Source organism: Aeromicrobium sp. JP4 (genome assembly GCF_054957925.1).
In genome coordinates this window covers 214,505-239,074 of the sequence record NZ_CM143290.1, presented here as the reverse complement: position 1 = coordinate 239,074, position 24,570 = coordinate 214,505, and the positions used below count along the sequence as shown (strand labels likewise).

Genomic DNA, 24,570 nt, shown 5'->3' with positions numbered 1-24,570 from the left:
CGTCCGCGGGCTATGGACTCCCCCTCGTCGGTGGGTCATCCTGACGAGATGGACCGGCCGCCGGACGCATCGGAAGCCCTCGCCCGTGCTCACGAGCACGCCCTGAGCTGGCTGGCGACCCTGCCCGACCGTCCCGTCCCGCCGGCCGCCTCGGTGGCCGACGTGATCGCGGCTCTCGGCGCCGACCTCCCCGAGGGACCGACCGATCCGGTCGAGGTCGTCGACCTGCTGGCCCGGGCGGCGGAGCCGGGACTGACCGCGATGCCCTCGGGCCGGTTCTTCGGCTTCGTGATCGGCGGCACCCACCCGGCGGCGATGGCAGCCGACTGGCTGACGTCCGCATGGGACCAGAACTCCGGGATGCGCACGGTCACCCCGGCGGCCACCGCTGCCGACGACATCGCCGAGGCGTGGGTCCTCGACCTCCTGGACCTGCCTGCGGACGGCGCGGTCGGCTTCGTGACCGGTGGCACCACGGCGAACTTCACGTGCCTGGCAGCGGGCCGCGACGCCGCGCTCACCCGCGCGGGCTGGGATGTCGGCACCCGCGGGCTGGCCGGCTCGCCGGGCGTGCGCGTGCTGGCCGGTGCCGAAGGACACGGCTCGGTGGATCTGGCGCTGCGGTACCTCGGCCTGGGTGCGCCCGAGCTCGTCCCGGTGGATGCCGAGGGACGACTCTTGGCCGAGGCGCTCGGAACGATGCTCGACGAGGGCGACGACGAGTGCCCGACGATGGTCGTGCTCCAGGCAGGCAACATCCACTCCGGCGCGTTCGACCCGTTCGACGACGCCATCACCGCGGCGCACGAGCACGGCGCGTGGGTGCACATCGACGGAGCGTTCGGACTCTTCGCTGGTGCCAGCCCGTCGTTCAGGCACCTCGTCCACGGCTACGAGGCCGCCGACTCCTGGGCGACCGACGCGCACAAGACCCTGAACGTGCCCTACGACTGCGGACTGGCGATCGTCCGCGACCCGGCCGCGTTGCGTGCGGCGATGTCGATGCACGGCGACTACCTCATCCAGGACGCTGCTGGCGACCCCTTCGAGAAGGTCCCCGAGCTGTCCCGCCGCGGTCGCGCGTTCACCGTGTGGGCCGTGCTGCGGTCGCTCGGACGCCGTGGCGTCGCCGAGCTGGTCGACCGGATGGCCGGGCACGCCCGCGCTTTCGCGGACGGCATCGCCGGCATCGAGTCCGCCGAGGTCCTCAACGACGTGGTGTTCACGCAGGTCTGCGCCGCCTTCGGCGACGACGACCGCACCCGCGACGTCGTCCGCCTGATGCTGGAGGACGGCACCGCCTGGACCACCGGCTCGGTGTGGCACGACCGGGCGGTGCTGCGCATTTCCGTCAGCAACTGGTCGACGACCGACGCCGACGTTGAGCGCACGCTCGACGCCCTCCGCTCCGCCGTGGCCGCGTCCTGAGCAGGATTACCTGCGCTTTGCGACGACGGCGTACAGCGTGACGGCGAAGACGAACGCTCCCTCCGCCGCGCTCTCCTCGAGTGCCTGCCTCCACGCGGCCTCCTCCCCCGCGGCCGCCGCACGACGAGCGGCGAGCTCCAGGACGATGGACACCGGTGGCTGGTCGAGGGCACGCGGGCGCAGCATGAACGTGTCGGTGGTGACGCGGGCGTCGACGAACCCGTGACGCCGGACGAGGTCGAGGAGCTGGGCGCCGGCAGCCGGCGACGGGACCCCCGCCCAGTCCTCGAGCCAGGCCGCGGCCAGGTACGGGTCCCCGGGCCAGGTCGCGATCGTGCGCCAGTCGGTATCGATCAGGCCGACCCGGCCGCCGGGACGCAGGACGCGAGCCATCTCGCCGACCGCCACGGCCGGGTCGGCGAGGTGCTGAAGCACACGCTCGCAACGCACTAGGTCGAGGGCGCCGTCCCCGGCCGGGAGCTCCTCGGCCGTCCCCTGCACGAACCGTGCAGGATTGCGCGCTGCCTCGCCGCGCCGCCGGGCCTCGGCCAGCATGGTCTCGCTCGGGTCGACTCCCGTGGCCGAGCCGGTGGGCGCGACGAGGACCGCAAGGCCCCGGACGTCCTCGCCGGTGCCGCAGCCCACGTCCAGGACGTGCATCCCCGGGAGCGGGTCCAGGTGCTCGATCAGCCAGGCGTGCAGCCGTTGGATCGGCGGCAGCTGCGCCTGGAGGTCGAGGGCCATCAGCGCGGCCGCCCGTCCCTCCTCGGAGGACGAGTCCACGTCGCGGAAGGTGAGTGCGTCATCGTTCATCGTCGGTCTCCTTGCGTGCGCTGATCAGCCAGACGGCCGACGCGAACTGAACCCCTCCGGGACCGGCGTGCGTCGCCAGGCTCTCGCGAAGCCGCTCGACCGCGGCGTCGCGCTCGTCCTCGGGCAGCTCATCGAGGAGCCACGCGAACAGCCCTCGCAGGAAGCCGAGGGCGTCGTCGACGTCGGCCCCGAACCACTCCTGCCCTTCCAGGCCGTCCACCTCCACGTGTGTCCACCCCGCCGCCTCGAGCACGTCGCGGATCCGCTCGGGCCTGGACAGCGAGAACATGCCGGGAGCGTCGAGGTCGGCGGTCGGTCCGGGAGGCCCGCCGAGCACACCGAGGGTGCCGCGGATCCACTCGTTGCGGTCGGGCGGCTGCCACGTCATCAGCACCATCCGGCCACCGGGTCTCGTGGCGTGACGGAGGTTGGCGAACGCCGCGACCGGGTCCCCGAAGAACATGGCGCCGGTGCGGGAGACGACGACGTCGTGGTGGCCCGGCTCGAACGGGTGCACCTGCGCATCGGCACGGAGGAAGCGCACGTTGTCGAGCCCTTCGTCCTCGGCCCGGGCGCGGGCGACGTCGAGCAGCTGGCTCGACAGGTCCACCCCGAGCGCCTCGCCGTCGACGGACGCGCGAGCGGCGCGGCGTGTGGTGAGCCCGCCCCCGCAGCCGACGTCGAGCACGCGCTCGCCACGACGGACGGCGACGGCTGCCTCGAAGCGCTCCTGGTAGTCCGCCACGGCACGGTCGAACCGGTCGGCGTGCGCCGCCCAGTACTCGCCACCGGGCCCGTCCCAGGACTCCGCCTGCGTCCGGTTCGTCTCGTGGACCGTCGTGTCCCGATTGCCCGCTTCCATCGCGCCCTCCACCTTCACCCGGGTCTCCTCCCCAGTGACCTCCCGGAGAGGGGTTCGCGTCAAGGGACAGCGCACGCAGCGACGATGAAGCGCTACAGACGCGGGTCGACCGGCTCGGACTCCATCGCGAGCACCGCGAAGACGCACTCGTGGACTCGCCACGTGGGCTCGCCGCTGACGTGGCGCCTGAGCGCCTCGAGTCCGAGGGCGTACTCGCGCAGGGCCATCGAGCGCTTGTGACCGAGGTTGCGGTCGCGGAGGCGCGCGAGGTTCTCCGGCTCGGTGTAGTCGAGGCCGTAGATGATGCGCAGGTACTCGCGGCCCCGCACCTTCACCCCGGGCTGGACGAGGCCCTTGGGTCCGCGGGTGAGGTTGGCGAGCGGCTTCACGACCATGCCCTCGCCGCCCGCGCCGGTGAGGTCGCTCCACCACGCGACACCCGCACGCACCGAGGCCCCGTCGGCGGGGTCGACGACCAGTCGGCCGGTCGTCGTGAAGAGGTCGCCGTCGGTCTCGGCCAGCCGGTCGGCGATCGCGAGGTGCCACAGGTGGTCGCGGGTCTCGAAGGTCTCCGAGTCGCTCGCCAGCACCTGGAACGGCGCGATCCGGAGCCCGTCGAGGCCGTCGACATCCCAGACGTACCGACGGTAGGCGGCGGTGTACGCGTCGGCGTTGTCACGCCGGCGGCTGGTGCGATCGGCGAGGTCGCCGACGTCGAGGCCTCGTGCGGCCGCCGCGCCGAGGACGTCGAGCGTGCCGGCCAGGCCCGCGCGTGCCGCGGCGCCGACGGCGGCGTACTGCTCGCGGATGAGCGCACCCGCCTTCGTCGACCACGGCATGATCTCGGCGTCGAGCACCAGCGATGACGTCCCGAGCTCGTCCCAGAGCCTCGCCGCGGCGACGGCCGAGGCGACCCGGTCGAGGACGGCGCGCTCAGTCGCGGCGTCGAAGAACGCGCGCCCGGTGCGCGTGTGCACCACGCCCCCGCCGTCGCGATCGACGACCACCACGGCGCGCGAGCCCATGTGCTTCTCCTCGCAGATCACCTGGCCGGCGCCGGTCCGCGCGAAGTGCGTGAATGCCTGCTCGGGGTGCTCCAGGTGGTCCTCGAGCGCCGAGGTGTCGCTCGGCGACATGGTCGGCGGGAGGTACACGAGACGGGTCGGGTCGACTGCGAAGCGGCTCATCACCTCGAGCGCGCCGGCGGCGTTCTCCTCGCGCAGCGAGATCCGACCCATGGTCGAGGTCTCGATGATCCGCGGGCCGAGCACGTCGGCGAGGCGCAGCGTGTCGGGCTCGCGCTTCGGCGGCGCGAGGGGCCGGACGGGCTCGTAGTAGGTCTCGGCCGCGACGACCTGGACGACCTCGCGCTCGGGGTAGCGCAGAGCGGTGAGCGAGCCACCGAAGACGCAGCCGGTGTCGAGGCACATCGTGTGGTTGACCCACTCCGGCGTGGGCGTCGGCGTGTGGCCGTAGAGGACCATCGCCTGACCGCGGTAGTCCTCGGCCCACGGGTAGCGGACCGGGAGGCCGAACTCGTCGGTCTCGCCGCTGGTGTCCCCGTAGAGCGCGAAAGCACGGACCCGGCCCGAGGCACGGCCGTGGTAGCTCTCCTTGAGCCCGGCGTGCGCCACCACGAGGCGGCCGCCGTCCAGCACGTAGTGCGCGATGAGGCCGTCGAGGAATCGAGCGACGTCGGCGCGGAACTCGTCGGTCTCGGCCTCCAGCTGGGCGAGGGTCGTCTCCAGGCCGTGGCTGACCGTGACCTTGCGCCCGGAGAGCGCGTTCGACAGCTTCGCCTCGTGGTTGCCCGCGACGCAGAGTGCGTGGCCGCGCGCCACCATGCCCATGACGAGCCGCAGCACCCCCGGCGAGTCGGGGCCGCGGTCGACGAGGTCGCCGACGAAGATCGCACGGCGCCCCTCCGGGTGGGCGGCGTCGACGGGCCGCCCGGCGTCGTCACGGGTGATCGCGTAACCCAAGTCGTCGAGCAGCTGCTCGAGCTCGGCCCGGCAGCCGTGGACGTCGCCGATGACGTCGAACGGTCCGGTGACGTCGCGCAGGTCGTTGTGCAGGCGGGTGCGCTCGAACGTCGCCTCCTCAATCTCCTCGACCGACGACAGCACGTGGACGTGCCGGAAACCCTCGCGCCGCAGCGACTTGAGCGACCGCCGCAGCTGGTCGTGCTGCCGCTTGACGACGGATGCGCCGAACGTGCGGTCGGGCCGCTCGGCGTTCCGCGCGACCGACACCGCCGGCGGCACGTCGAGCACGACGGCGGTGGCCAGCACGTCGTGCGCCTTCGCCACCTCGATCAGGCTCCTGCGGGCGTGCGGCTGCACGTTCGTGGCGTCCACGACGGTCAGCAGGCCGCGCGACAGGCGCTTGCCGACGATGAACTCGAGCAGGTCGAACGCGTCGGTCGTCGCCGACTGGTCGTTCTCGTCGTCGGACACCAGCGCACGGCAGGCGTCCGACGAGACGACCTCGGTCGGGAGGAAGTGCCGCGCCGCGAACGACGTCTTGCCCGCGCCACTCGCGCCGACCAGCACGACGAGCGACACCTCGGGCACCTGGAGCACGCTCATGCGGCCACCTCCTCGGCGCGACGGAACACGGCCAGCTGAGTGGGGGTGCCCCGCTCGGGATCCTCGGCGCCGACGCCGGAGCGCTCGACGGTGTAGCCGTAGCGGGCGGCGACGCCGTCGCCCCACGCCGCGAACTCGCCGCGCGACCACTCGAATCGGTGGTCGACGTGGCGGAAGCCGCCTGCGGCCAGCGCCGGGTAGAGGGCGTTGTACTCGCTGTTGGGCGTCGTCACGACGACCGATGCGGGCCGCATGAAGCCGAAGACGTTCGCGACGACCGCCGGCAGCCGGTCCTCGTCGACGTGCTCGACGACCTCCATCAGCACGGCGAGGTCGAAGCCGACCAGTCGCGGGTCCTGGTACTGCAGGGACGACAGCCAGAGGTCGAGCCGACCAGCCTGCCGCTCGGTCATGCGGTCCACGTGCAGGCGCTTGGCTGCCACCTCGAGGGAGCTCGCCGACACCTCCGTGCCGACGACCTTCTCGACCCCCTGCGTCTCCAGCAGACGGCGGAGCAGCGCTCCCTGGCCGCAACCGAGGTCGAGGACCGAGCCCGGACGCAGCCGCTCGACCTGCTCGATCACGGCGTCGTGCCGGAGCCGGACGAGCGGCGGCTCGCCCTCCTCCGTGGGCATGGTCGGCCCGGATGTCCCGTCGAGCTCGTCGAGGCGCTCACGGACCTCGTCGACCATGTCCCGCTGGCGCGCCAGGTAACGGCGGCTGATCAGCTCGCGCTCGGGGTGGGTCGCCAGCCAGCCGGTTCCGGCCCGCACGAGCTTGTCCACCTCGTCGGAGCTGACCCAGTAGTGCTTGCCGCCGTCGAGCACGGGCACCAGCACGTACAGGTGGTTGAGCGCCTCGCTGAGGGTGAACGACCCGGTGAGCGTGACCGCGCAGAAGTCGGAGTCGCCCCAGGCAGGGATCTCGGGGTCGAGCACGATCGGCTCCGCCCCGACGGCCCAGCCGAGCGGCTCGAACATCCGGGTCACGAGGTCGACGCCGCCAGGCATGGTCGGCACCTCGATGCGCAGGTCCAGCGTCTGTTCGACGAGCTCCGGCCGCGGCTTGCACTGGCCGTTCAGGGCGCTGCGGAAGACCTTGCCCATCGCCACCGACAGCAGGGACGTCGCGGCGTAGGGCCGGTCGTTCACGTACTGCGCGAGCGAGAACCCCTCGTTCCGCCCGCGTCGCCCGCGCACCAGGCCGATGGGGTCGACCTCGAGCACCAGCGCGACGGTGCAGCGCTCGGGCGAGACCTCGGGGTACAGGACCGTCGCCGTCCCGCCGTACACGTCGAACGTCTGCACGCGGTCGGGGTGCTTGTGCAGCAGGTAGCCCAGGTCGCTCGCATCGGCGAGCGTCCCGCTCCGGGTGGCGGTGATCGTCAACAGCACCCGCCCATTGTGACGGGCCGGACGCGTGGGGCTTGCCGGAACGTCCCGATCAGCCGGGTCGGGCGTCGAACCCCGTCTCGCGCAGCACCCTCGCCGGGACGCCCGCGACGATCGCGTTGGCCGGCACGAGCCGCTCTGGGTCGACGACCTGGCCGCCCACGCACGAGCCGGCGCAACTTACTTCAGCAGCGTCGTGACGTTCCGGTCCGGATGACGCGGCCGGCTCAGGCGTCCTTGAACTGGGCGAGCTGCAGGAGGTTGCCGCAGCCGTCCTCGAACACGGCGATGACCACCGGGCCGACATCGGTCGGCGGCTGGCTGAACGTCACGCCGGAGGCGACGAGTCGTTCGTACTCGTGCTGCGCGTCATCGACCCCGAGCATGCAGAACGGGATCCCGTCCGCGAGCAGCGCGTCGGTGAACGCGGCCGCTGCCGGATGCGCCTTGGGCTCGAGGGACACCTCCGTGGCGTCCACGCTGTCGCCGAGGCGCACGGTGAGCCATCGGTGCTCACCCATCGGCACGTCGGCCGTGACCTCGAAGCCGAGCGTGCCCGTGTAGAAGTCGACGGCCTCCTGCTGGTCGTCGACGAAGATGCTGACCGTCTGCAGTTTCATGAGCGTTCCTCTCGTGGTGGCCATCGCTCAGCGATCTGGGCGAGCGGCCCGGTGTCGATCGTGTGCAGCTTGTAGCGGCCGCGGCGCTCGGTCCGCACCAGTCCCGCTTCCTCCAGGACGTCGAGGTGCTGCGAGACCGCCTGCCGCGTGGGCGTCAGGTCGTGCTTCATCGCGAGCCGCGAGCACAGCTCGAAGAGCGTCTGCTCGTCGCGCTCCAGGAGCTCGTCCAGCAGCGCACGGCGGGTCGGCTCCACGATGGCCTTGAAGACGTCACCCACACCCTCACGTTATGCAAGTCGTCACTTGCCTGTCAATCAGGGGTGGAGTGGGAAGCTCCGGCCACTGACGAAGCGGCGCTCCGAGCCGTCCACCGGATCGGTGAACCACAGCTCGCTCGCGAGCAGCTGGAGCGGCCGGGAGAAGTCGTCGACCGACGCGTCGGTCACCTTCGGGTAGAGCGGATCGCCGACGATCGGGCTCCCGAGGCCGGCCAGGTGGACGCGCAGCTGGTGGGTGCGACCCGTGCGGGGCGAGAGCCGGTAGACGGCCAAGTCGCCGTCACGGGACTCCATCTCGACCAGCGTCTCGGCGTTGACCGGCGCATCGGGGACGACCTCTGCCCGGAGTGCGCCCCGCTCCTTGCGCAGGTGGTTGCGGACCACGACCGGTGACTCGAGAGCGGCCTGCCACGGCGCGAGGGCGTGGTAGGTCTTGCCGACCCGGCGGTGCTCGAAGAGGGTCTGGTACGGCCCGCGCCAGCGACGCTCGGTCGCCAGCAGCAGCACCCCGGACGTGACCCGGTCGAGCCGGTGCAGCGGCGTCAGCTCGGGCAGACCGAGCTCGGCACGGAGCCGCACGACCACGCTCTGCACCACGTGCCGGCCCCGCGGGATCGTCGACAGGAACGCCGGTTTGTCCACGACGACGATGCGCTCGTCGCGGTGCAGGATCCCGATCTCACCGGGCACCTCGACCTCGTCGCGCAGGTCGCGGTGGAACCACACGAACGTGTGCGGCGCGTACGGGTCGTCGACTCGGACGGGTGTCGAGTCGTCGTAGACGAAGCGCTCGTCGGCCAGCATCTGGCCGACGTCGGCGCGCTCCGACAGCCGGTGCTCCAGCCACGCCGACATCGTCGGCCACGGCGGCCCGTCGGGCTGACGATCGGGTGTCCGCAACCACGCCGCCTCCAGGCCGTGACGGGACGGCAACGGCGATCGCGGGGGCACGGCCCGAGTCTAGGCGCGGGCGGCCCCAACTGGAGAGCGATACCCGGAGTGCGCGCGGAGCTCGGGCGGTAGCGTTGGCGGCTCATCCCCGTGATGGAGGAGAGGCTCACGTGAACGGCGTCAAAGAGGCTTCGATCACCGTGGCTGCCATCGCGATCGAAGTGGCGTTCATCTTCCATGTCACCGAGACCGGACCCCTCGGCGAGCTCGGCACCCCGGCGGGCCTCGTCCTGTGGGTGCTCGCGCTGATCGTCGTTCCATTCGTCCTGCCCGACCTCTTCCGCTCGTCCCGCGACCAGCCCGAGGAATAGCGCGTGATGGCGCCCGGAGGTGAAAGACCCGGGAAGGCTGCATGCGACGCCCACCCGCGACAATGGCGGAATGCTGGAACTGCGACCGGGCTGCGAATGCTGCGACACCGACCTGCCGCCCGAGTCCACGGACGCCATGATCTGCACCTTCGAGTGCACCTGGTGCGCACGGTGCGTCGAGACGTGTCTGGGTGGTGTGTGCCCGAACTGTGGCGGCGACCTCCAGCGTCGTCCGATCCGTCCTGCCGCACACCTCGGCGCCGACCCTCCGTCCACCCAGCGAGTCCTCCAGCCGGGACTCCACCGGACCTAGCTCACCGGACCAGCACCCTGGAACCACAGGTCAAATCCTCCGCGTGCAATGACCCCGAGCCGGTGTCGGAGGGGCTCACTACGTTGGGTGCATGACCTCGGAACTCACCGCTCGCGCACTCGACGCGGCACGTCGCGCTCGCGCGGTGGCGGAGTTCGAGGAGTGGAAGCTCATCGCCGCCCACCACCGGCGACGCGTCGCCGAGATCGACCGCACCGACGAGATCATCCTCGGCAAGGACCTGGCACGGCGTGAGGTCACGCTCGAGATCGCCCAAGCGCTGAAGGTCACCGAGCACCGGGTGTGGGCCATCGTGTTCGAGGCCGAGACGCTGCGCGAGCGCACTCCCCTCGTCTGGGACGCGTTCCGGCTCGGCGACATCGACGCGGCGCGCGCCGGCGCGATCGCCGACACCGCCGAACGCCTCGTCGAGCGCGAGAGCTGGGCGAAGCTCGAGACCACCGTCGTCGACTACGCCGCCGCCCACACCGTCAGCGAGCTGCGGGCGTGGCTGCGCCGATTCCGTGCGCGCATCGAGCCCGAGGAGGCGGCCGACGAGACGGCGAAGGCCCTCGACGAGCGGCGCGTGTCGGTCACCCACCTCAGCGACGGCACCAGCTGGCTCAACGCGCTCCTGCCCACCGGAGTCGCCATCGCCGCCGCCGAACGACTCCGCAAGGCCGCCAAGGCGGAGCCGACGATCGATCCCGAGACCGGCCACCGCGACACCCGCACGCGCGACCAGAAGCAGGCCGACATCCTCGGCCGGTGGCTCACGTCCTGCACCGGCACCATCACCGACATCCGCGCCGAGATCGCCATCAGCATCGCCGCCACCGACCTGATCGGCCTCACCGGCGGGCCGGGAATCACGCGCGACGGCGAGCCGCTGCAGCAGGCATGGGTCCGCGAGCTCGCAGCGAGCGAGCACACCGTCTTCAGGCGGCTCGTGCTCGACCCGGTCGGCGAAGTGCTCGACACCACGGTCCTGTGCTATCGACCCACCGAGTCGCTGAGAAAGGCGCTGCACTGGCGGGACGGCACTTGTCGCGTCGCCGGGTGCAGGGCGCCGGTGTTCGAGACGGATCTCGACCACGCGAAGGACTACGACTCCGGCGGCGAGACGTCAGCGAAGAACCTCAGGTGCCTGTGCCGGAAGCACCACAACATGAAGTCCCACGGTCACCTCGACGACCGCCACCTCGGCGCGCCCGCGCGCTACAGCGCCGCGACCCCGTGGGAGCGCAGGCCGTAGGTCAGCGCGTCCACGAGCGCCTCGAACGACGCCTCGATCATGTTCGAGCCCACGCCGACGGTCACCCACGAGCTCTTGCCGTCGGTCGTCTCGATGAGGACGCGCGTGACGGCATCGGTGCCGTGGCCCTGGTCGAGGATCCGCACGCGGAAGTCGATGAGGTGGAACTGGGCCACGTCGGGGTAGATCCGCTCGATCGCCTGGCGCAGCGCGTGGTCGAGGGCGTTGACGGGTCCGTTGCCCTCCCCCACCACCACGGCGCGCGTGCCACCGGCCACGACCTTGACGATCGCCTCGGCGCCGCCGTCGCCGGCCGAGCCGGCGATGACGCGCCACGACTCCACGTCGAAGTACTCCGGACGGCGACCCGTGACCGCCTCGGTCAACAGCAGCTCGAACGACGCGTCGGCCGCCTCGAACGTGTACCCGTCCTGCTCCATCTGCTTGACCTGGTCGGTGATCCGCGTGAGCAGCTCGTTGTCTCCCGAGAGGTCGAAGCCCAGCTCGCGGCCCTTGAGCTCGATCGTCGCGCGCCCGGCCATCTCCGAGACGAGCAGGCGCATGTCGTTGCCCACGAGCGCGGGATCCATGTGCTGGTACAGGTCAGGATCCACGCGAATCGCGCTGGCGTGCAGGCCCGCCTTGTGGGCGAACGCCGACACGCCGGTGTAGGGCTGACGCGCCACCGGCGGGTAGTTCGTGATCTCGCTGATCGCGTGCGAGATGCGCGTGGCGTCGGCCAGCACGCCCTCGGGCATCACGCTCATGCCCAGCTTGAACTCCAGGTTGGCCACGCACGTGACGAGGTCGGCGTTGCCCGTGCGCTCGCCGTAGCCGTTGATGCAGCCCTGCACGTGAGTGGCGCCCGCGCGCACCGCCTCGATCGAGTTCGCCACGGCGCAGCCCGTGTCGTTGTGCGCGTGGATGCCCAGTCGCGCACCCGTCGAGGCCAGCACGTCGGCCACGATCTCGCCCACCTGGTGCGGCAGCATCCCGCCGTTGGTGTCGCACAGGACGGCCACCTCGGCGCCGGCCTCGATCGCGGTGCGGACCACCTCCAGCGCGTACTCGCGGTTGTCGAGGTAGCCGTTGAAGAAGTGCTCGCAGTCCACGAACACCCGCTGGCCCTCGGCCCGCAGGTACTCGACCGTGTCGCGCACCATCGCGAGGTTCTCCTCCAGCGTGGTGCGCAGCGCCTTGGTGACGTGCTGGTCGTGGCTCTTGGCCACGATCGTGACCACCGACGCGCCCGAGTCGCGCAACGCGGCGATCAGCGGGTCGTCAGCCGCGGCGACCCCCGCCCGGCGCGTGGAGCCGAACGCGGCCAGCGTGGCGTGCTTCAGGTCCAGCTCCTTGGCGGCCAGCGCGAAGAACTCGGTGTCCTTGGGGTTCGAGCCGGGCCAGCCGCCCTCGATGTAGCCCACGCCGAGGTCGTCCAGGTGCTGGGCGATGGCCAGCTTGTCCTGCACGGAGAGGTTGAGCCCCTCCTGCTGGGCGCCGTCGCGCATCGTCGTGTCGTAGACGTGGAAGTCCGCCGGGTCGTGCTTCCCGAAGGTGGTGCTCATGGTCGTCCTGCTGTCTGGTCGGGCCAAAAAAAAGCCTCCCGGGTACGGGAGGCGGCGCGTCTGGGATGAAGATTCAGACGCGCTTTCCAATGATGATCACGAAGGTGGTCATGGCGACAGGGTACACCCCTGCCGCCGGGCCACCTCACCCCTCACACGCCGCCGGAACGGTCGGCCGGCTTCGGCCCCAGATGGGCCAGCGTCTCGGGCCGCAGGATCCGTTCGAGCTCGTCCTGCGGCAGCAGGCCCTTCTCCAGCACGAGCTCGGCCACGCCGCGGCCGGTGGCGAGCGCCTCCTTGGCCAGCTCGGTCGCGGTCTGGTAGCCCAGGTACGGGTTCAGGGCCGTGACCAGGCCGATCGAGTTCGCCACCTCCATCGCCAGGTGCTCGGTGTTGGCCGTGATGCCCTTGACGCAGTTCTCCGTCAGGGACGTGATGGCCGTGCGCAGTCGGTAGAGCCCGGCTGAGAGCGAGTAGCAGATCACGGGCTCGAACGCGTTGAGCTGCAGCTGGCCCGACTCGGCCGCCATCGACACCGTGACGTCGTGCCCGATGATCTGGAAGGCGACCTGGTTGACCACCTCGGGGATCACCGGGTTCACCTTGCCGGGCATGATGCTCGACCCGGCCTGCCGCGCCGGCAGGTTGATCTCGCCCAGCCCCGCGCGCGGCCCCGACGACAGCAGCCGCAGGTCGTTGCAGATCTTCGACAGCTTCACCGCGACCCGCTTGAGCACGCCGGACATCTGCACGAACGAGCCGCAGTCCTGGGTGGCCTCGATGAGGTCCACCGCCGTTACCAAGGGGAGTCCGGTGATCCGCGACAGGTGCTGGCGGGCCAGCGGGACGTAGCCGTTCGGGGCGTTGAGCTGGGTGCCGATCGCGGTGGCGCCGAGGTTGATCTCGTGCAGCAGCATCACGGCCTCGCGCAGCCGCGTGCGGTCCTCGGCGATCATCAGCGCGTACGTGCCGAACTCCTGGCCGAGCGTCATCGGCACGGCGTCCTGCAGCTGGGTGCGGCCCATCTTCAGCACGTCGTGGAACTCCACGGCCTTCGCGGCGAACGCCTCCTGGAGGTCGCCCATCGCGGCGATGAGGTCGTGGGTCGCGTTGATGACGGCGATCTTGACGGCCGTCGGGTACACGTCGTTCGTCGACTGGCTGAGGTTGACCTGCTCGTTCGGGTGCAGCCAGGTGTAGTCGCCGAGCGGGTGGCCCAGGATCTCGAGGGCGCGGTTCGCGATCACCTCGTTGGCGTTCATGTTCGTGGAGGTGCCGGCACCGCCCTGGATCACGTCGACGACGAACTGGTCGTGCAGCTCGCCGCGGCGGATCTCCTGGCACGCCTGCACGATGGCGGCGTGCCGTTCGTCGTCGAGCAGGCCGAGATCGTGGTTCGCCTCGGCGGCGGCCTCCTTGACGGCGGCGAGCGCCTGGGGCAGGTAGGGGCTGATGGCGATGGGGACACCGGTGATCGGAAAGTTCTCCAGGGCGCGCAGGGTGTGCACGCCCCAGTAGACATCCGCCGGTACCTCACGTTCTCCGAGCAGGTCGTGCTCGATCCGAACGCGTGTGATCTCGGTCATGCGTCCATCCAATCACCCGGACAGGCCGCATGCCGGTCAGCGCAGCTCGGCCCCGAGTGTCGCGGCGGCCGCGACGATCTGCTCGCGCGCGGCCTTGATGTCGGCGTCGGTGAGCGTGCGGTCCTCGGCACGCAGGCGCACCTTGAACGCGAGGGACTTGCGGCCCTCGCCGACCTGGTCGCCGGTGTACACGTCGAACAGTCGCACCGACTCCAGCAGCGGGCTCGCCGACGCGATCGCCGACTCCAGCTCGCCCGCGGTCAGGGCGGAGTCCACCGTGAAGGCGAAGTCCTCCTTCGCGACCGGGAAGGCCGAGAAGTGCGGCTTCGGGCCGATCGCGGGCGCGGACTCGATCAGCGCGTCGAGGTCGAGCTCACCGGCGGCCACGCGGCCCGGGAGGCCGTAGGTCTCGGCCACCTTGGGGTGGAGCTCGCCGACGTGGCCGACGACGCGGCCGTCGATGCTGAGTCGGGCACAGCGACCCGGGTGGAAGGGGGCGAGGCTCGCCGCCTCCACCGTCAGGTCGACGTGCAGGTTCGTCGCGACGCGCTGGGCGATCGCGAGCGCGTCGGTCCACGCGACGGCGCGACCCGGACCGGCCCAGCCGGAGCGCGTGCGCTCCCCCACCAGCACGAAGCCGGTGTGGCGGGGCTGCTCGGGCAGTGCCGCGTCGAGGGCGGCGAGCTCCTCGTCGGTGGGGCGCCGGTCGACGCCGAGGATCGGCGCCGCGGGGCTTCCCTCGCGCGGGTGGAACACGCGCCCGATCTCGCTCAGGGCGACCGCCTCGTGGCCGCGTCCGATGTTGAGCGACGCCGCGCGCAGCAGGCCGATCAGCAGCGTGGGCGTCAGCCCGGGCTCCTCGGCCGACAGCGGGTTCGCCAGCCGGACGAGCTCGCGCCGCGGATCGTCGGCGGGCAGGCCCAGCTTGTCGAGGTCGGCAGGGCCGACGAACGGCAGCGTGGTGACCTCGACGAGGCCGGCTCCGGCGAGCACGTGGCCCACGCGACGCCGCAGCTCCTGGTCGCGCGACAGGCCTCGTCCGCCCGTGGGCGTGGGCAGCACCGAGGGGACGTTCTCGTACCCGGCGGTGCGCAGCGCCTCCTCGACGAAGTCGTAGGGGTCGTTCAGGTCGAAGCGCCAGGACGGCGGGGTGACCGTGAAGCGGTCACCGGCGAGCTCGACCGTGCAGCCGTTGCGCTCGAAGGTGTCCTGCGCCTGCTCGGGCGTGATCGGCAGGCCGCTGATGCGGGCCGGCAGGTCGGTGGAGAGCGTGACGGGCTGGCGCGCGGGCGCGGTTCCCACGACGGTGGCGCCGGGCGCGAGCGTGCCGCCGGCCAGCTCGACCAGCAGCTCGGCCACCCGGGCCGCGCCGACGAGCGGCAGCTCCGGGTCGACACCGCGCTCGTAGCGCTTGGCGGCCTCCGACGGCAGCTTGTGCCGCTTGACCGCACGGAAGATCGTCACCGGATCCCAGTAGGCGGCCTCGACCAGCACATCGGTCGTCGTGGCGTCGATCTCGGTGTGGTCGCCGCCCATGACGCCGGCCAGTCCGATCGCTCCGGACGAGTCCGCCACCAGCAGGTCCTCGGTCGTGAGGGCACGGTCGACGCCGTCGAGGGTCCTGAGTCGCTCACCCTCGGTCGCGCGGCGCACCACGATCTCGCCGTTGACCTTGGCGCGGTCGTAGCAGTGGTTGGGTTGGCCCAGCTCGAGCATCACGTAGTTGCTGATGTCGACGGTGAGCGAGATCGGCCGCATGCCGGCGTCGGCGATGCGCTTGGCCATCCAGGCAGGCGTGGTGGCCGACGGATCGATGCCCTCCACGACGAGCGTGGTGAACACGGGGCAGCCCGCGGGGTCCTCGACGCGCACGGGGTACGCCGCGGTGTCGGCGGACGGCACATCGCGGTCGGCGGGGTCGGTGAACGGCACGTCGAACGCGAGAGCGGTGTCCCGCGCGACACCGCGCAGGCTCAGCGCGTAGGCGCGGTCGGGGTTGACCTCGAGGTCGAGGGTCTGGTCGTCCAGGCCCAGCAGCGCGATCGCGTCGTCGCCGGGCTCGGCCGAGCCGGCCGGCAGCACGACGATGCCGTGGGCCGAGGTCTCGTCGTCGGCCAGGCCCAGCTCGGTGGTGGAGCAGATCATGCCGTCGGACACGTGGCCGTAGGTCTTGCGCGAGCCGATCTCGAAGCCGAGCGCGGGCAGGTAGGTGCCGGGAAGCGACACCACGACCAGGTCGCCGACGCCGAAGTTGTGGGCGCCGCAGACGATGCCGCGCGACGGCACGTCCTCGCCGGGGGCGTCGGGCACGGACGGATCGTTCTGCGCGCCGACGTCGACCCGGCACCAGTTGATCGTCTTGCCGTTCTTCTGCTCCTCGGGCGAGATCGCCAGGACGCGACCGACGGTCAGCGGACCGCTGAGTCCGCCGCCGACGATCTCCTCCAGCTTGAGGTCGTACATCGTCAGCCGGTCGGCCAGCTGATCCGTCGTGACGGCATCGGGAAGCTCGACGAGTGACCGCAGCCACTCCACGGGGACACGCATGTCAGAGACCAACTCCGAAGGGCTCGGTGAAGCGGACGTCGCCGTCCCAGAGATCGCGCAGGTCGGCGATGTCGTAGCGACTGGTGACGGTGCGGTCGAGGCCCATGCCGAACGCGAAGCCCGAGTACTCCTCGGGATCGACGCCGCACGCGACCAGGACACGCGGGTTCACGACGCCGCAGCCACCCCACTCGACCCAGCCCTCGCCGCCGCACGTCCGGCACGAGGCGACCTCGGCGGGATCGTTGTGGCACACGTAGCAGAGCAGGTCGACCTCGGCGCTGGGCTCGGTGAACGGGAAGTAGGAGGGACGGAACCGGGTGGTGATCTCGGTGCCGTAGACGGCGCGCGCGAAGTGGTCGAGCGTGCCCTTGAGGTGCGCCATCGACAGGCCCTTGTCGATCGCCAGGCCCTCGACCTGGTGGAAGACGGGCATGTGCGTCGCGTCGGCCTCATCCGTGCGGTAGACGCGACCCGGGCAGACGATGTAGATCGGGGGCTGGCGGGTCAGCATCGTGCGCGCCTGCACCGGCGAGGTGTGGGTGCGCAGCACCATCGCGGCCGACTCGGGGTCGAGCCAGAACGTGTCCTGCATCGTGCGAGCCGGGTGGTCGGGGCCCAGGTTGAGGGCGTCGAAGTTCAGCCACTCGGCCTCGACCTCGGGGCCCTCGGCCACCTCCCAGCCCATCGCGACGAAGATGTCGGCGACGTGCTCCTGGATCGTGGTGATCGGGTGACGCGCGCCGACCGGCTCGACGTCGACCGGCAGCGTGACGTCGACGGTCTCAGCGGCGAGGCGGCGCTCGAACTCGACGGCCTCCACCTCGGCCGTGCGGGCGGCCAAAGCCTGGTTCACGGCGCCGCGGGCCTGACCGACGCGCTGGCCGGCGTCCTTGCGGGCGGCGGGCGGCAGCGCACCGATCTCGCGGTTGGCCAGAGCGAGGGGCGAGCGATCGCCGGTGTGGTCGATGCGCACCTGCTTGAGGGCGTCGAGGGACTCGGCCGCGGCGATCGCCGCGAGGGCCTCGTCACGCATGCGTTCGACCTCGTCGGCGCGCAGGGGCGTCACCTCGACCGGGTCGTAGTCGGAATTGGGCGCAGACACGCCCTCGAGTCTATCGGCGCGTCAGGACGTCATGGTGTCCGGCTCGTTCACCGGGAACCACACGCAGATCGACGCTCCCCCGCCCTCGGCGTCCTCGATGATGATCGACCCGCCGTGCTGGTCGACGACGCCGCGCACGATGAACATGCCCAGGCCGCTGCCCGCACCCGGACCGGACCTCCAGAAGCGGCTGAAGATGCGGACCCGCGACTCCTCGGGGATGCCCGGACCGCTGTCGACGATCCGCACCGCAACCCCGTCGATGTCGCCGCGCGGCTCGGCCGCCACGACGACCTCGCGGAGCCCCTCGCCGTGGCGGATCGCGTTCTCCACGAGGTTGGTGAGCACCTGGGTGACGCGGTCGGCGTCGCCCCACACCACCGGCACCTCGCCCTCGACGCGGGGCTGGGGAGGCTCGTCGACCGCGGAGAAGACCGAGTTCAGGACCCGACCCGTGAGCTCGTCGAGCTGGACCGGCTCGGTGCGCAGCGACAGTCGGCCGGCGTCGATGCGCGCGGCGTCGAGCAGCTCGGTGATCAGGCGGCTCAGCCGGTCGGCGTCGGCGTCGATCGTCTGCAGCATGAACAGGCGCTGGTCCTCGGTGAAGGCGTCCCAGCGGCTCAGCAGCGTGGCCGAGAAGCCCTTGATGCCGGTCAGCGGCGAGCGCAGCTCGTGGGCGACCGTGGCCACCATGTCGGACTTCTGCCGGTCGCGCTGCAGGCGCACGCGGGCGTTGCGCATGCTCACGATCACCTTGATGACCCGCCCCGCGGGCCGCTCGCGCACGAGGGAGGCGGTGATGAGGTACTCGCTGCCGCGCGGGGAGTACCAGGAGGACTCGCTGATGCGCTTGCGGATCGCGAGGCCGTCGTACGGGTGGACGGAGTCGAACCAGCTGTTGCCGGCGAGGTCGTCGAACGGGACCGCGTCCCGCAGGTCCATCCCGATCATCTCGTCGCCCTCGGCACGCGCCCAGTAGCGGACCCACTTGTTCGCCAGTGTCACCTTGGCGTGCTCGTCGGCGACGATGATGCCGTCTGGGAAGTCTTCGAAGGGCACGGCCAGAGCCTAGCCCTGCTCGCGCGCGGAGGCGTAGAGGCAGACCGCCGCGGCGGTGGCCAGGTTCAGGCTCTCGGCGCGGCCCAGGATGGGCACGTGGACGACGCGGTCGGCTGCTCGCGCCCAATGATCGGGGAGTCCGTGCGCCTCGTTGCCCATCATCCAGGCGGTGGGCACGGACAGGTCGAGGTCGGCGTCGAACAGGCCGGTCTCACCGGCGCCGTCGGCGGCGAGCACCTGGCAGCCGCGGCGCTGCAGCTCGGCGATGGCCGCCTCGACGTCGCGCTCGACGGCGATCGGCAGGTGGAACAGGGAGCCCGCGGTGGCGCGGACGACCTTGGGGTTGAGCGGGTCGACGCTGTCGCCGGCCACGACGACGCCGGCCGCTCCGGCCGCGTCGGCGCACCGGATGACGGCCCCCAGGTTGCCGGGGTCGCGGATCTCGGCGCAGACCACCACGAGTCGCGCGTCCTGCGGGACGTCGGCCAGCGTGGTGAGGATCGAGTGGCAGCGAGCCACGAGTCCCTGCGGGGTGACGGAGTCGGCGATCTCCTCGACGACGTCGTCGGTGACGACGTGCCAGGTCTCGGCACGCTCGGCCAGCTCGGGGTGGCGCTCGGTGGCGTCGACCGTGGCGAAGACCTCGATGACCGCGCCCGGGGCATCGAGGGCCTCACGCACGGCCTGGGGGCCCTCGGCGAGGAACTCGCCGGTCTTGACCCGGAACGCACGCGTGGCGAGCCGCCGAGCGGTCTTGACCCGTCCGGAACGGACGGTCAGATCGCCGGGGCTCGCCACGAGTGGAACTGAGCCGGAGCTCAGACGGCCGAGTCGGCCTTGGGAGCGTTGACGTCCTCGGGGAGGTTCGCCTTGGCGACCTCGACGAGAGCGTTGAACGCCGCGATGTCGTTGACGGCCAGATCCGCGAGGATCTTGCGGTCGACCTCGACCTCGGCGGCCTTCAGGCCCTGGATGAAGCGGTTGTACGTGATGCCCTGCGCACGCGCGGCGGCGTTGATGCGCTGGATCCAGAGACGACGGAAGTCGCCCTTGCGAGCCTTGCGGTCGTTGTACGAGTAGACCAGCGAGTGGGTGACCTGCTCCTTGGCCTTGCGGTACAGGCGCGAGCGCTGTCCGCGGTAGCCGGAGGCCCGCTCGAGGATCTCGCGGCGCTTCTTCTGCGCGTTCACTGAACGCTTGACGCGTGCCACAGTGTTACTCCTTCAAATCTTCGTAAAGTTCGGGGGCGCTCAGAGACCGAGCAGCTTCTTGACCTGCTTGGTGTCAGCCTTCGACACCGACGTCGTGCCGTCGAGGCGGCGCTTCCGGGTCGAGGACTTGACCTCCAAGAGGTGGCGGCGGTTGGTCTGCTCGCGGCGGAGCTTGCCCTTGCCGGTGATCTTGATGCGCTTCTTCATGCCCGAGTGGGGCTTGAACTTCGGCACGGTTATGCCTCCATGTCTGGATCGAGGTTCTCGGAGCGCCGGCGAGGCTTCTTCGGCGGCGCTGTCTTCTGGTGTTCTTCGCGATGGACCTTCTCGGCCTCGGCCTCGGCCTCGCGCTCAGCCTCGCGGGCGGCGGTGGTCACGGCCTTCTCGGCCTTGACCTCGGCCTGCGCCTCGGACTTCTTCTTGTGAGGTCCAAGCACCATCGTCATGTTGCGACCGTCCTGGCGGGCGTTCGACTCGATGAAGCCGAGATCCTCCACGTCGGCGGCGAGCTTCTGCAGCAGCCGGAACCCGAGCTCGGGACGGTGCTGCTCGCGGCCGCGGAACATGATCGTGATCTTGACCTTGTCTCCGGCCTTCAGGAACCGCACGACGTGACCCTTCTTGGTGTCGTAGTCGTGCTGGTCGATCTTCGGGCGGAGCTTCATCTCCTTGATGACCGTGTTCGTCTGGTTGCGTCGCGACTCGCGCGCCTTCTGGGCGGCTTCGTACTTGAACTTGCCGAAGTCCATGAGGCGGCAGACCGGGGGCCGGGCCTGGGGGGCGACCTCGACGAGATCGAGATCGGCCTCGGCGGCCAGGCGCAGGGCATCTTCGATGCGAACGATGCCGACCTGTTCACCGCTGGGTCCGACGAGCCGGACCTCCGGTACACGAATGCGCTCGTTGACGCGCAGATCTGTGCTGATGGATCCTCCTGAGATCGGGTTTGGAGGACACGAAAAAGGTGGCCTCCGTCGAAGCGAAAGCCACCACACGCACCGTACGGTGCCGCACGCCGCGAGATCGTTCGAGAACGACCCGCAGCGGGTGACCCCCGGATCCTTGAACCCGGCAGGTGGGAGTGACCTCCACTTCAGTCAACCATGTTAGCAGCCGATTCGTTCCCGGAGGAAATCGGGACGAAACACCGGCGGGTCAGACTGGTCGCATGATGTGGCGCGTGCGGACGACACTGGAGAACCGGCCCGGCATCCTGGCCGAGATCGCCCTCGCGTGCGGGCAGGCCGAGGTGAACATCGCGAGCATGCAGGTGTTTCCCGGCGACCCGACCGTGACCGACGAGTTCGTGGTGACCGCGGCACCGGGCATGACCGACCTGCAGCTGGCCGAGGTGTTCGAGAAGGCCGGCGGCACGCGCGTGGCCGTGACCCGCACGGGTCCCGACGCCCTCGACGACGAGGCGACCCGCTACCTCCGCGGGATGCACGAGGTGCTGGAGGGCGGGCGGGACGTCGAGAGCGTGCTCCGCGACCTGCTGGGCACCACTCCCCCGGACGTCCTGGACTACAACGGCCACGACGTGCTGGACCTGCAGCGCCGCAACGGCACGAGCCTGCGGATCAGCCGGGCGGTCCCCTTCACGCCCGCCGAGCGGTCCCGCGCCCAGGCACTGCTCTCCCTCGTCAGTGACGCGGGGATGGACGTGCCGCTGCTCCAGCCGGCCCAGCGGACCCCGTTGCCCCTGACGCGCCGGGCCACCCTCGCCGACATCGAGGGCGTCGCCGCCCTGCACCAGCGCTGCAGCGCCGAGACGCTCTACCACCGGTACCAGGCACCGCTGCGGATGCCGATGACCACGCGGCTGGCACGTCGGCTCGTCGTCCCCGACAGTGGCATGGCCGTCGTCGTGCAGTCAGGTTTGGACATCGTGGGCCACGGCCTGGTGGAGCAGGTCGAGGACCGGTGGACGTTCCACCTGATCGTCGAGGACGCGTGGCAGGGCCGGGGCATCGGCACGATGCTCGTCAAGCAGGGCGCCGGACGGGCCCGGGCGCTCGGCGCCCAACGGCTGACCTTCGTCACCGCCACCGCGAACGACACCCTGCTGCGCACGGTGGGACGAGCCGGGTTCGTCGCCCGGGTCGAGCGGCACGACGGGAACGTCCACATCACGGTGCCGCTGACGGGCGTGGCACCGCTGGAGGACTAGTCGCGCGCCGGCTCGATCCAGGCAGTGCCGGCGGCGGTGCGCACCAGCACGTGCTCGGCGGCGACGTGCTCGAGGTCCTCGGTCTCCACGACCCCGAAGGTGGGCTGGCCGAGATCGAGCAGCATGGCCGAGGCGCCATCGGCGAGGGCGGCCCGTGCGGCGTCGCGGCCGAAGACGGGCACGGGACGCGAGGTCGGGTTCCAGCGGCTCATCGTCTCCAGCGAGCTGAACGCGAGCAGCGCGGTGCGCCCGTCGGCGCCGGTCATCAGGACCGCCGCCATGTCGGAGTTCTTGTCGCTGCCGTCGGTGGCCCGCTCCCCCAGCACCGCCACGACCGGGACGAACACCCGCGCCGTGCCGATCGTGGCGAGCAGCGTGGTGTCGTCGGTCAGGTCGAGCGAGGGATCGACGGCACCGTCGTCGCCGGGGAACGCCGGCTCGGCCAGCGAGCGTCCGCCACCCCAGGAACCGTCGTCGTGACTCATCGGACGTGCCCGGACAGCCAGGTCACGGCGTCGCGCGCCGGATCGCCCTCGCTGGCCTGGATCGCGAACAGGGCGAAGCGGCGGCCGTCCTTCGTCTCGACCGTGGGCCACGGCGTGCCGGGGCGCATCGAGACGACGGAGATCCCGTCCCAGCGCAGCGTGCGACGGCGCCAGCCGTTGACGAAGGTCAGTCCCTCGTCGTCGGCCGTGACGTGGCTGCGTGAGACGAACAGGGCGAACAGCGCCATGAAGCCGATGAGCACCCAGATGGTGGCGGTCTGGGAGGTCGTGAACTTGTACTCCTCGGGCAGGCGGATCCCGATCAGCGCGGCGAGGACGGCGAGCACGACGACGCACGCCCACATCACGACGATGACGCCGACGGGACGGAACGTGCGCCGCGAGACTGACTGGCCCATCGTCAGATCCGGCACGACAGGATGTCGGTGACGAGGATGCCGCGGCCCCCGAGGGCGTACAGCTCGTCCATGATCTTCTGGGTGGCCTCGCGCGGGACCATCGCCCGGACCGCGACCCACCCCTCGCGATGAAGGGGCGACACCGTGGGCGACTCGATGCCCGGGGTCAGCCGGACGGCCTCGTCGACGTTCTGGACACGGATGTCGTAGTCCATCATCACGTAGGTCCGCGCCACGATCACGCTCTGCAGGCGGCGCTGGAATACGTCGACGCCGGCGGGCACCTCGGCCGCCGAGCGCGAGATCAGCAGCGCCTCGGAGGTGAGGATCGGGTCGCCGAAGACCTCCAGGCCCGCCTGGCGCAGCGTGGTGCCGGTCTCGACCACGTCGGCGATCGCGTCCGCGACGCCGAGCCGGATCGAGGACTCGACCGCGCCGTCGAGGCGCACGACCGAGGCGTCGATGCCGAGCCTCTCGAGGTGCGGGCGCACGATGCCGGGGTACGACGTGGCGATGCGCCGGCCCTGGAGCTCGGACTCGCTGGTCATCTGGCCCTCGGGGGCGGCGAAGCGGAACGTGGAGCCCGCGAAGCCCAGCTCCATCACCTCGTCGGCCTTGGCGCCGGAGTCCAGCAGCAGGTCGCGGCCGGTGATGCCGACGTCGAGCGTGCCCTCGCCGACGTAGATGGCGATGTCGCGCGGACGCAGGTAGAAGAACTCGACGTCGTTGTCGGCGTCGACCGTGACGAGGTCCTTGGCGTGGCGACGCTGGCGGTAGCCCGCCTCGGTCAGCATGGCGGCGGCGGCTTCGGACAGGGCGCCCTTGTTGGGGACGGCGACCTTGAGCATGTGGGGCTTCCTAGAGGTGGGAGTAGACGTCATCGAGGGAGATGCCAGCGGCGATCATCATCACCTGCGCGTGGTACAGCAGCTGGCTGATCTCCTCGGCCGCACGCGCAGGTCCCTCGTGCTCGGCGGCCATCCACGACTCGGCGGCCTCCTCCACGAGCTTCTTGCCGATCGCGTGCACGCCCGCGTCGAGCTCCGCGACGGTGCGCGAGCCCTCGGGGCGGGAGGCGGCCTTCTCGGACAGTTCCGCGAACAGGCCATCGAACGTCTTCATCGTGGTCATCCTATCGGCGGGGCGTCAGGCCCCGGACGGTCGCCCATGCCGAGAGGGCGGCCTCGGCGGCCTCGCGGCCCTTGTCCTCGGGCGATCCCGGCAGGCCGGCGCGGTCGAGCGCCTGCTGCTCGGTGTCGCACGTGAGCAGCCCGAAGCCGATCGGCACGCCGGTGTCCAGGGCCACGCGGGACAGCCCGTCGGTGGTGGCCCCCGAGACGTACTCGAAGTGGGGCGTCCCGCCGCGGATGATCACGCCCAGGGCGACGACCACGTCGTAGCCGGCGTTCGCGCAGGCCTGCGCGATGATCGGCAGCTCGAAGGAGCCGGGCGCCCGCAGCAGCGTGGTGTCGCTGACGCCGGCCTCCTTCAGCGCGCGGTCGGTGCCGGCGATGAGGCCGTCCATCACGACGGTGTGCCAGCTCGACGCGACGACGGCGACCTTGGCGCCGCTGCCGTCGACCGAGATCTCGGGTGCTCCGTGTCCGGCCATG

General features: G+C 71.1%; 26 protein-coding genes. 5 read left to right on the top strand and 21 right to left on the bottom strand.

Annotated elements, in window-relative coordinates:
• The first annotated feature begins 48 nt into the window (after positions 1–48).
• Positions 49–1,428 carry a pyridoxal phosphate-dependent decarboxylase family protein gene (locus tag ACY1JX_RS01210; protein WP_462564939.1) on the top strand — a complete coding sequence of 460 codons (1,380 nt, stop codon included), beginning with the start codon at positions 49–51 and terminating at the stop codon, positions 1,426–1,428.
• A gap of 6 nt (positions 1,429–1,434) precedes the next feature.
• On the opposite strand, the gene ACY1JX_RS01205 is transcribed toward ACY1JX_RS01210, so the two are convergent.
• The 7 genes from ACY1JX_RS01205 to ACY1JX_RS01175 form a co-directional block, all read right to left on the bottom strand.
• Positions 1,435–2,241: a methyltransferase domain-containing protein gene (locus tag ACY1JX_RS01205; protein ID WP_462564938.1), complete on the bottom strand. Its 807-nt coding sequence runs from the start codon at positions 2,239–2,241 to the stop codon at positions 1,435–1,437.
• Complete coding sequence (locus tag ACY1JX_RS01200) at positions 2,231–3,121, bottom strand: class I SAM-dependent methyltransferase (protein ID WP_462564937.1); 891 nt, start codon at positions 3,119–3,121, stop codon at positions 2,231–2,233. Before ACY1JX_RS01200 ends, ACY1JX_RS01205 begins: the two co-directional genes overlap by 11 nt.
• 74 nt (positions 3,122–3,195) lie before the next feature.
• Complete coding sequence (locus ACY1JX_RS01195; RefSeq protein ID WP_462564936.1) at positions 3,196–5,691, bottom strand: polynucleotide kinase-phosphatase; 2,496 nt, start codon at positions 5,689–5,691, stop codon at positions 3,196–3,198.
• A complete protein-coding gene (locus ACY1JX_RS01190) occupies positions 5,688–7,085 on the bottom strand; it encodes a 3' terminal RNA ribose 2'-O-methyltransferase Hen1 (RefSeq protein WP_462564935.1) in 1,398 nt (465 codons plus the stop codon). Before ACY1JX_RS01190 ends, ACY1JX_RS01195 begins: the two co-directional genes overlap by 4 nt.
• 224 nt (positions 7,086–7,309) lie before the next feature.
• On the bottom strand, positions 7,310–7,702 hold the full coding sequence (locus ACY1JX_RS01185) for a VOC family protein (RefSeq protein ID WP_462564934.1): 393 nt from the start codon (positions 7,700–7,702) through the stop codon (positions 7,310–7,312).
• Positions 7,699–7,980 carry an ArsR/SmtB family transcription factor gene (locus ACY1JX_RS01180; RefSeq protein WP_462564933.1) on the bottom strand — a complete coding sequence of 94 codons (282 nt, stop codon included), beginning with the start codon at positions 7,978–7,980 and terminating at the stop codon, positions 7,699–7,701. The genes ACY1JX_RS01185 and ACY1JX_RS01180 overlap by 4 nt, the downstream gene beginning before the upstream one ends.
• Before the next feature lie 36 nt (positions 7,981–8,016).
• Entirely contained in the window at positions 8,017–8,835 is an 819-nt protein-coding gene (locus ACY1JX_RS01175; protein WP_462565859.1) for a pseudouridine synthase, read from the bottom strand.
• Between the two features lie 206 nt (positions 8,836–9,041).
• Here ACY1JX_RS01175 and ACY1JX_RS01170 point away from each other — a divergent pair, with 206 nt between their 5' ends.
• The 3 genes from ACY1JX_RS01170 to ACY1JX_RS01160 all read left to right on the top strand — a co-directional run bounded on the left by ACY1JX_RS01170 (position 9,042) and on the right by ACY1JX_RS01160 (position 10,810).
• Complete coding sequence (locus tag ACY1JX_RS01170) at positions 9,042–9,242, top strand: hypothetical protein (protein ID WP_462564932.1); 201 nt, start codon at positions 9,042–9,044, stop codon at positions 9,240–9,242.
• Between the two features lie 70 nt (positions 9,243–9,312).
• The gene (locus ACY1JX_RS01165; protein ID WP_462564931.1) at positions 9,313–9,555 is read left to right on the top strand and encodes a DUF1272 domain-containing protein; all 243 of its coding nucleotides are present in this window, start codon (positions 9,313–9,315) and stop codon (positions 9,553–9,555) included.
• Between the two features lie 91 nt (positions 9,556–9,646).
• A complete protein-coding gene (locus tag ACY1JX_RS01160) occupies positions 9,647–10,810 on the top strand; it encodes an HNH endonuclease signature motif containing protein (RefSeq protein WP_462564930.1) in 1,164 nt (387 codons plus the stop codon).
• Here the strand turns inward: ACY1JX_RS01160 and cimA are convergent.
• From cimA to infC, 9 genes are all read right to left on the bottom strand, one after another.
• The gene (cimA, locus tag ACY1JX_RS01155) at positions 10,774–12,375 is read right to left on the bottom strand and encodes a citramalate synthase (protein WP_462564929.1); all 1,602 of its coding nucleotides are present in this window, start codon (positions 12,373–12,375) and stop codon (positions 10,774–10,776) included. The two genes, ACY1JX_RS01160 and cimA, sit on opposite strands and share 37 nt — an antisense overlap.
• Positions 12,376–12,527: 152 nt before the next feature.
• Positions 12,528–13,961 carry an aspartate ammonia-lyase gene (gene aspA / locus ACY1JX_RS01150; protein WP_462564928.1) on the bottom strand — a complete coding sequence of 478 codons (1,434 nt, stop codon included), beginning with the start codon at positions 13,959–13,961 and terminating at the stop codon, positions 12,528–12,530.
• A 36-nt stretch (positions 13,962–13,997) separates the two neighbouring features.
• On the bottom strand, positions 13,998–16,508 hold the full coding sequence (pheT, locus tag ACY1JX_RS01145) for a phenylalanine--tRNA ligase subunit beta (protein WP_462564927.1): 2,511 nt from the start codon (positions 16,506–16,508) through the stop codon (positions 13,998–14,000).
• A gap of 1 nt (position 16,509) precedes the next feature.
• Positions 16,510–17,613, bottom strand: a complete 1,104-nt coding sequence (gene pheS / locus ACY1JX_RS01140; RefSeq protein WP_462564926.1) for a phenylalanine--tRNA ligase subunit alpha — start codon at positions 17,611–17,613, stop codon at positions 16,510–16,512.
• Between the two features lie 21 nt (positions 17,614–17,634).
• Positions 17,635–18,672: a sensor histidine kinase gene (locus ACY1JX_RS01135; protein ID WP_462564925.1), complete on the bottom strand. Its 1,038-nt coding sequence runs from the start codon at positions 18,670–18,672 to the stop codon at positions 17,635–17,637.
• 9 nt (positions 18,673–18,681) lie between these two features.
• Positions 18,682–19,470 (bottom strand): TrmH family RNA methyltransferase, encoded by a 789-nt coding sequence (locus ACY1JX_RS01130; protein ID WP_462564924.1) that lies wholly within the window; start codon positions 19,468–19,470, stop codon positions 18,682–18,684.
• Between the two features lie 20 nt (positions 19,471–19,490).
• Positions 19,491–19,883: a 50S ribosomal protein L20 gene (gene rplT, locus ACY1JX_RS01125; protein WP_078700950.1), complete on the bottom strand. Its 393-nt coding sequence runs from the start codon at positions 19,881–19,883 to the stop codon at positions 19,491–19,493.
• 39 nt (positions 19,884–19,922) lie between these two features.
• Positions 19,923–20,117 (bottom strand): 50S ribosomal protein L35, encoded by a 195-nt coding sequence (gene rpmI / locus ACY1JX_RS01120; RefSeq protein WP_078700949.1) that lies wholly within the window; start codon positions 20,115–20,117, stop codon positions 19,923–19,925.
• A gap of 2 nt (positions 20,118–20,119) precedes the next feature.
• Positions 20,120–20,878 carry a translation initiation factor IF-3 gene (infC, locus tag ACY1JX_RS01115; RefSeq protein ID WP_286928517.1) on the bottom strand — a complete coding sequence of 253 codons (759 nt, stop codon included), beginning with the start codon at positions 20,876–20,878 and terminating at the stop codon, positions 20,120–20,122.
• Between the two features lie 173 nt (positions 20,879–21,051).
• Between infC and ACY1JX_RS01110 the strand changes: the two genes are divergently transcribed.
• Positions 21,052–22,053, top strand: a complete 1,002-nt coding sequence (locus tag ACY1JX_RS01110) for a GNAT family N-acetyltransferase (RefSeq protein ID WP_286928516.1) — start codon at positions 21,052–21,054, stop codon at positions 22,051–22,053.
• Here ACY1JX_RS01110 and ACY1JX_RS01105 read toward each other — a convergent pair.
• The 5 genes from ACY1JX_RS01105 to ribH are packed head-to-tail and all read right to left on the bottom strand — an operon-like array spanning position 22,050 to position 24,569.
• Positions 22,050–22,538 (bottom strand): SseB family protein, encoded by a 489-nt coding sequence (locus ACY1JX_RS01105; RefSeq protein ID WP_286928515.1) that lies wholly within the window; start codon positions 22,536–22,538, stop codon positions 22,050–22,052. The genes ACY1JX_RS01110 and ACY1JX_RS01105 overlap by 4 nt on opposite strands.
• Positions 22,535–22,957, bottom strand: a complete 423-nt coding sequence (locus ACY1JX_RS01100; RefSeq protein WP_286928513.1) for a PH domain-containing protein — start codon at positions 22,955–22,957, stop codon at positions 22,535–22,537. The genes ACY1JX_RS01105 and ACY1JX_RS01100 overlap by 4 nt, the downstream gene beginning before the upstream one ends.
• A 2-nt stretch (positions 22,958–22,959) precedes the next feature.
• Positions 22,960–23,805, bottom strand: a complete 846-nt coding sequence (gene hisG / locus ACY1JX_RS01095) for an ATP phosphoribosyltransferase (RefSeq protein ID WP_462564923.1) — start codon at positions 23,803–23,805, stop codon at positions 22,960–22,962.
• A gap of 10 nt (positions 23,806–23,815) precedes the next feature.
• The gene (locus tag ACY1JX_RS01090) at positions 23,816–24,079 is read right to left on the bottom strand and encodes a phosphoribosyl-ATP diphosphatase (RefSeq protein WP_078701480.1); all 264 of its coding nucleotides are present in this window, start codon (positions 24,077–24,079) and stop codon (positions 23,816–23,818) included.
• Positions 24,080–24,089: 10 nt separating this feature from the next.
• Complete coding sequence (gene ribH, locus ACY1JX_RS01085; protein ID WP_462564922.1) at positions 24,090–24,569, bottom strand: 6,7-dimethyl-8-ribityllumazine synthase; 480 nt, start codon at positions 24,567–24,569, stop codon at positions 24,090–24,092.
• Position 24,570 lies beyond the last annotated feature (1 nt).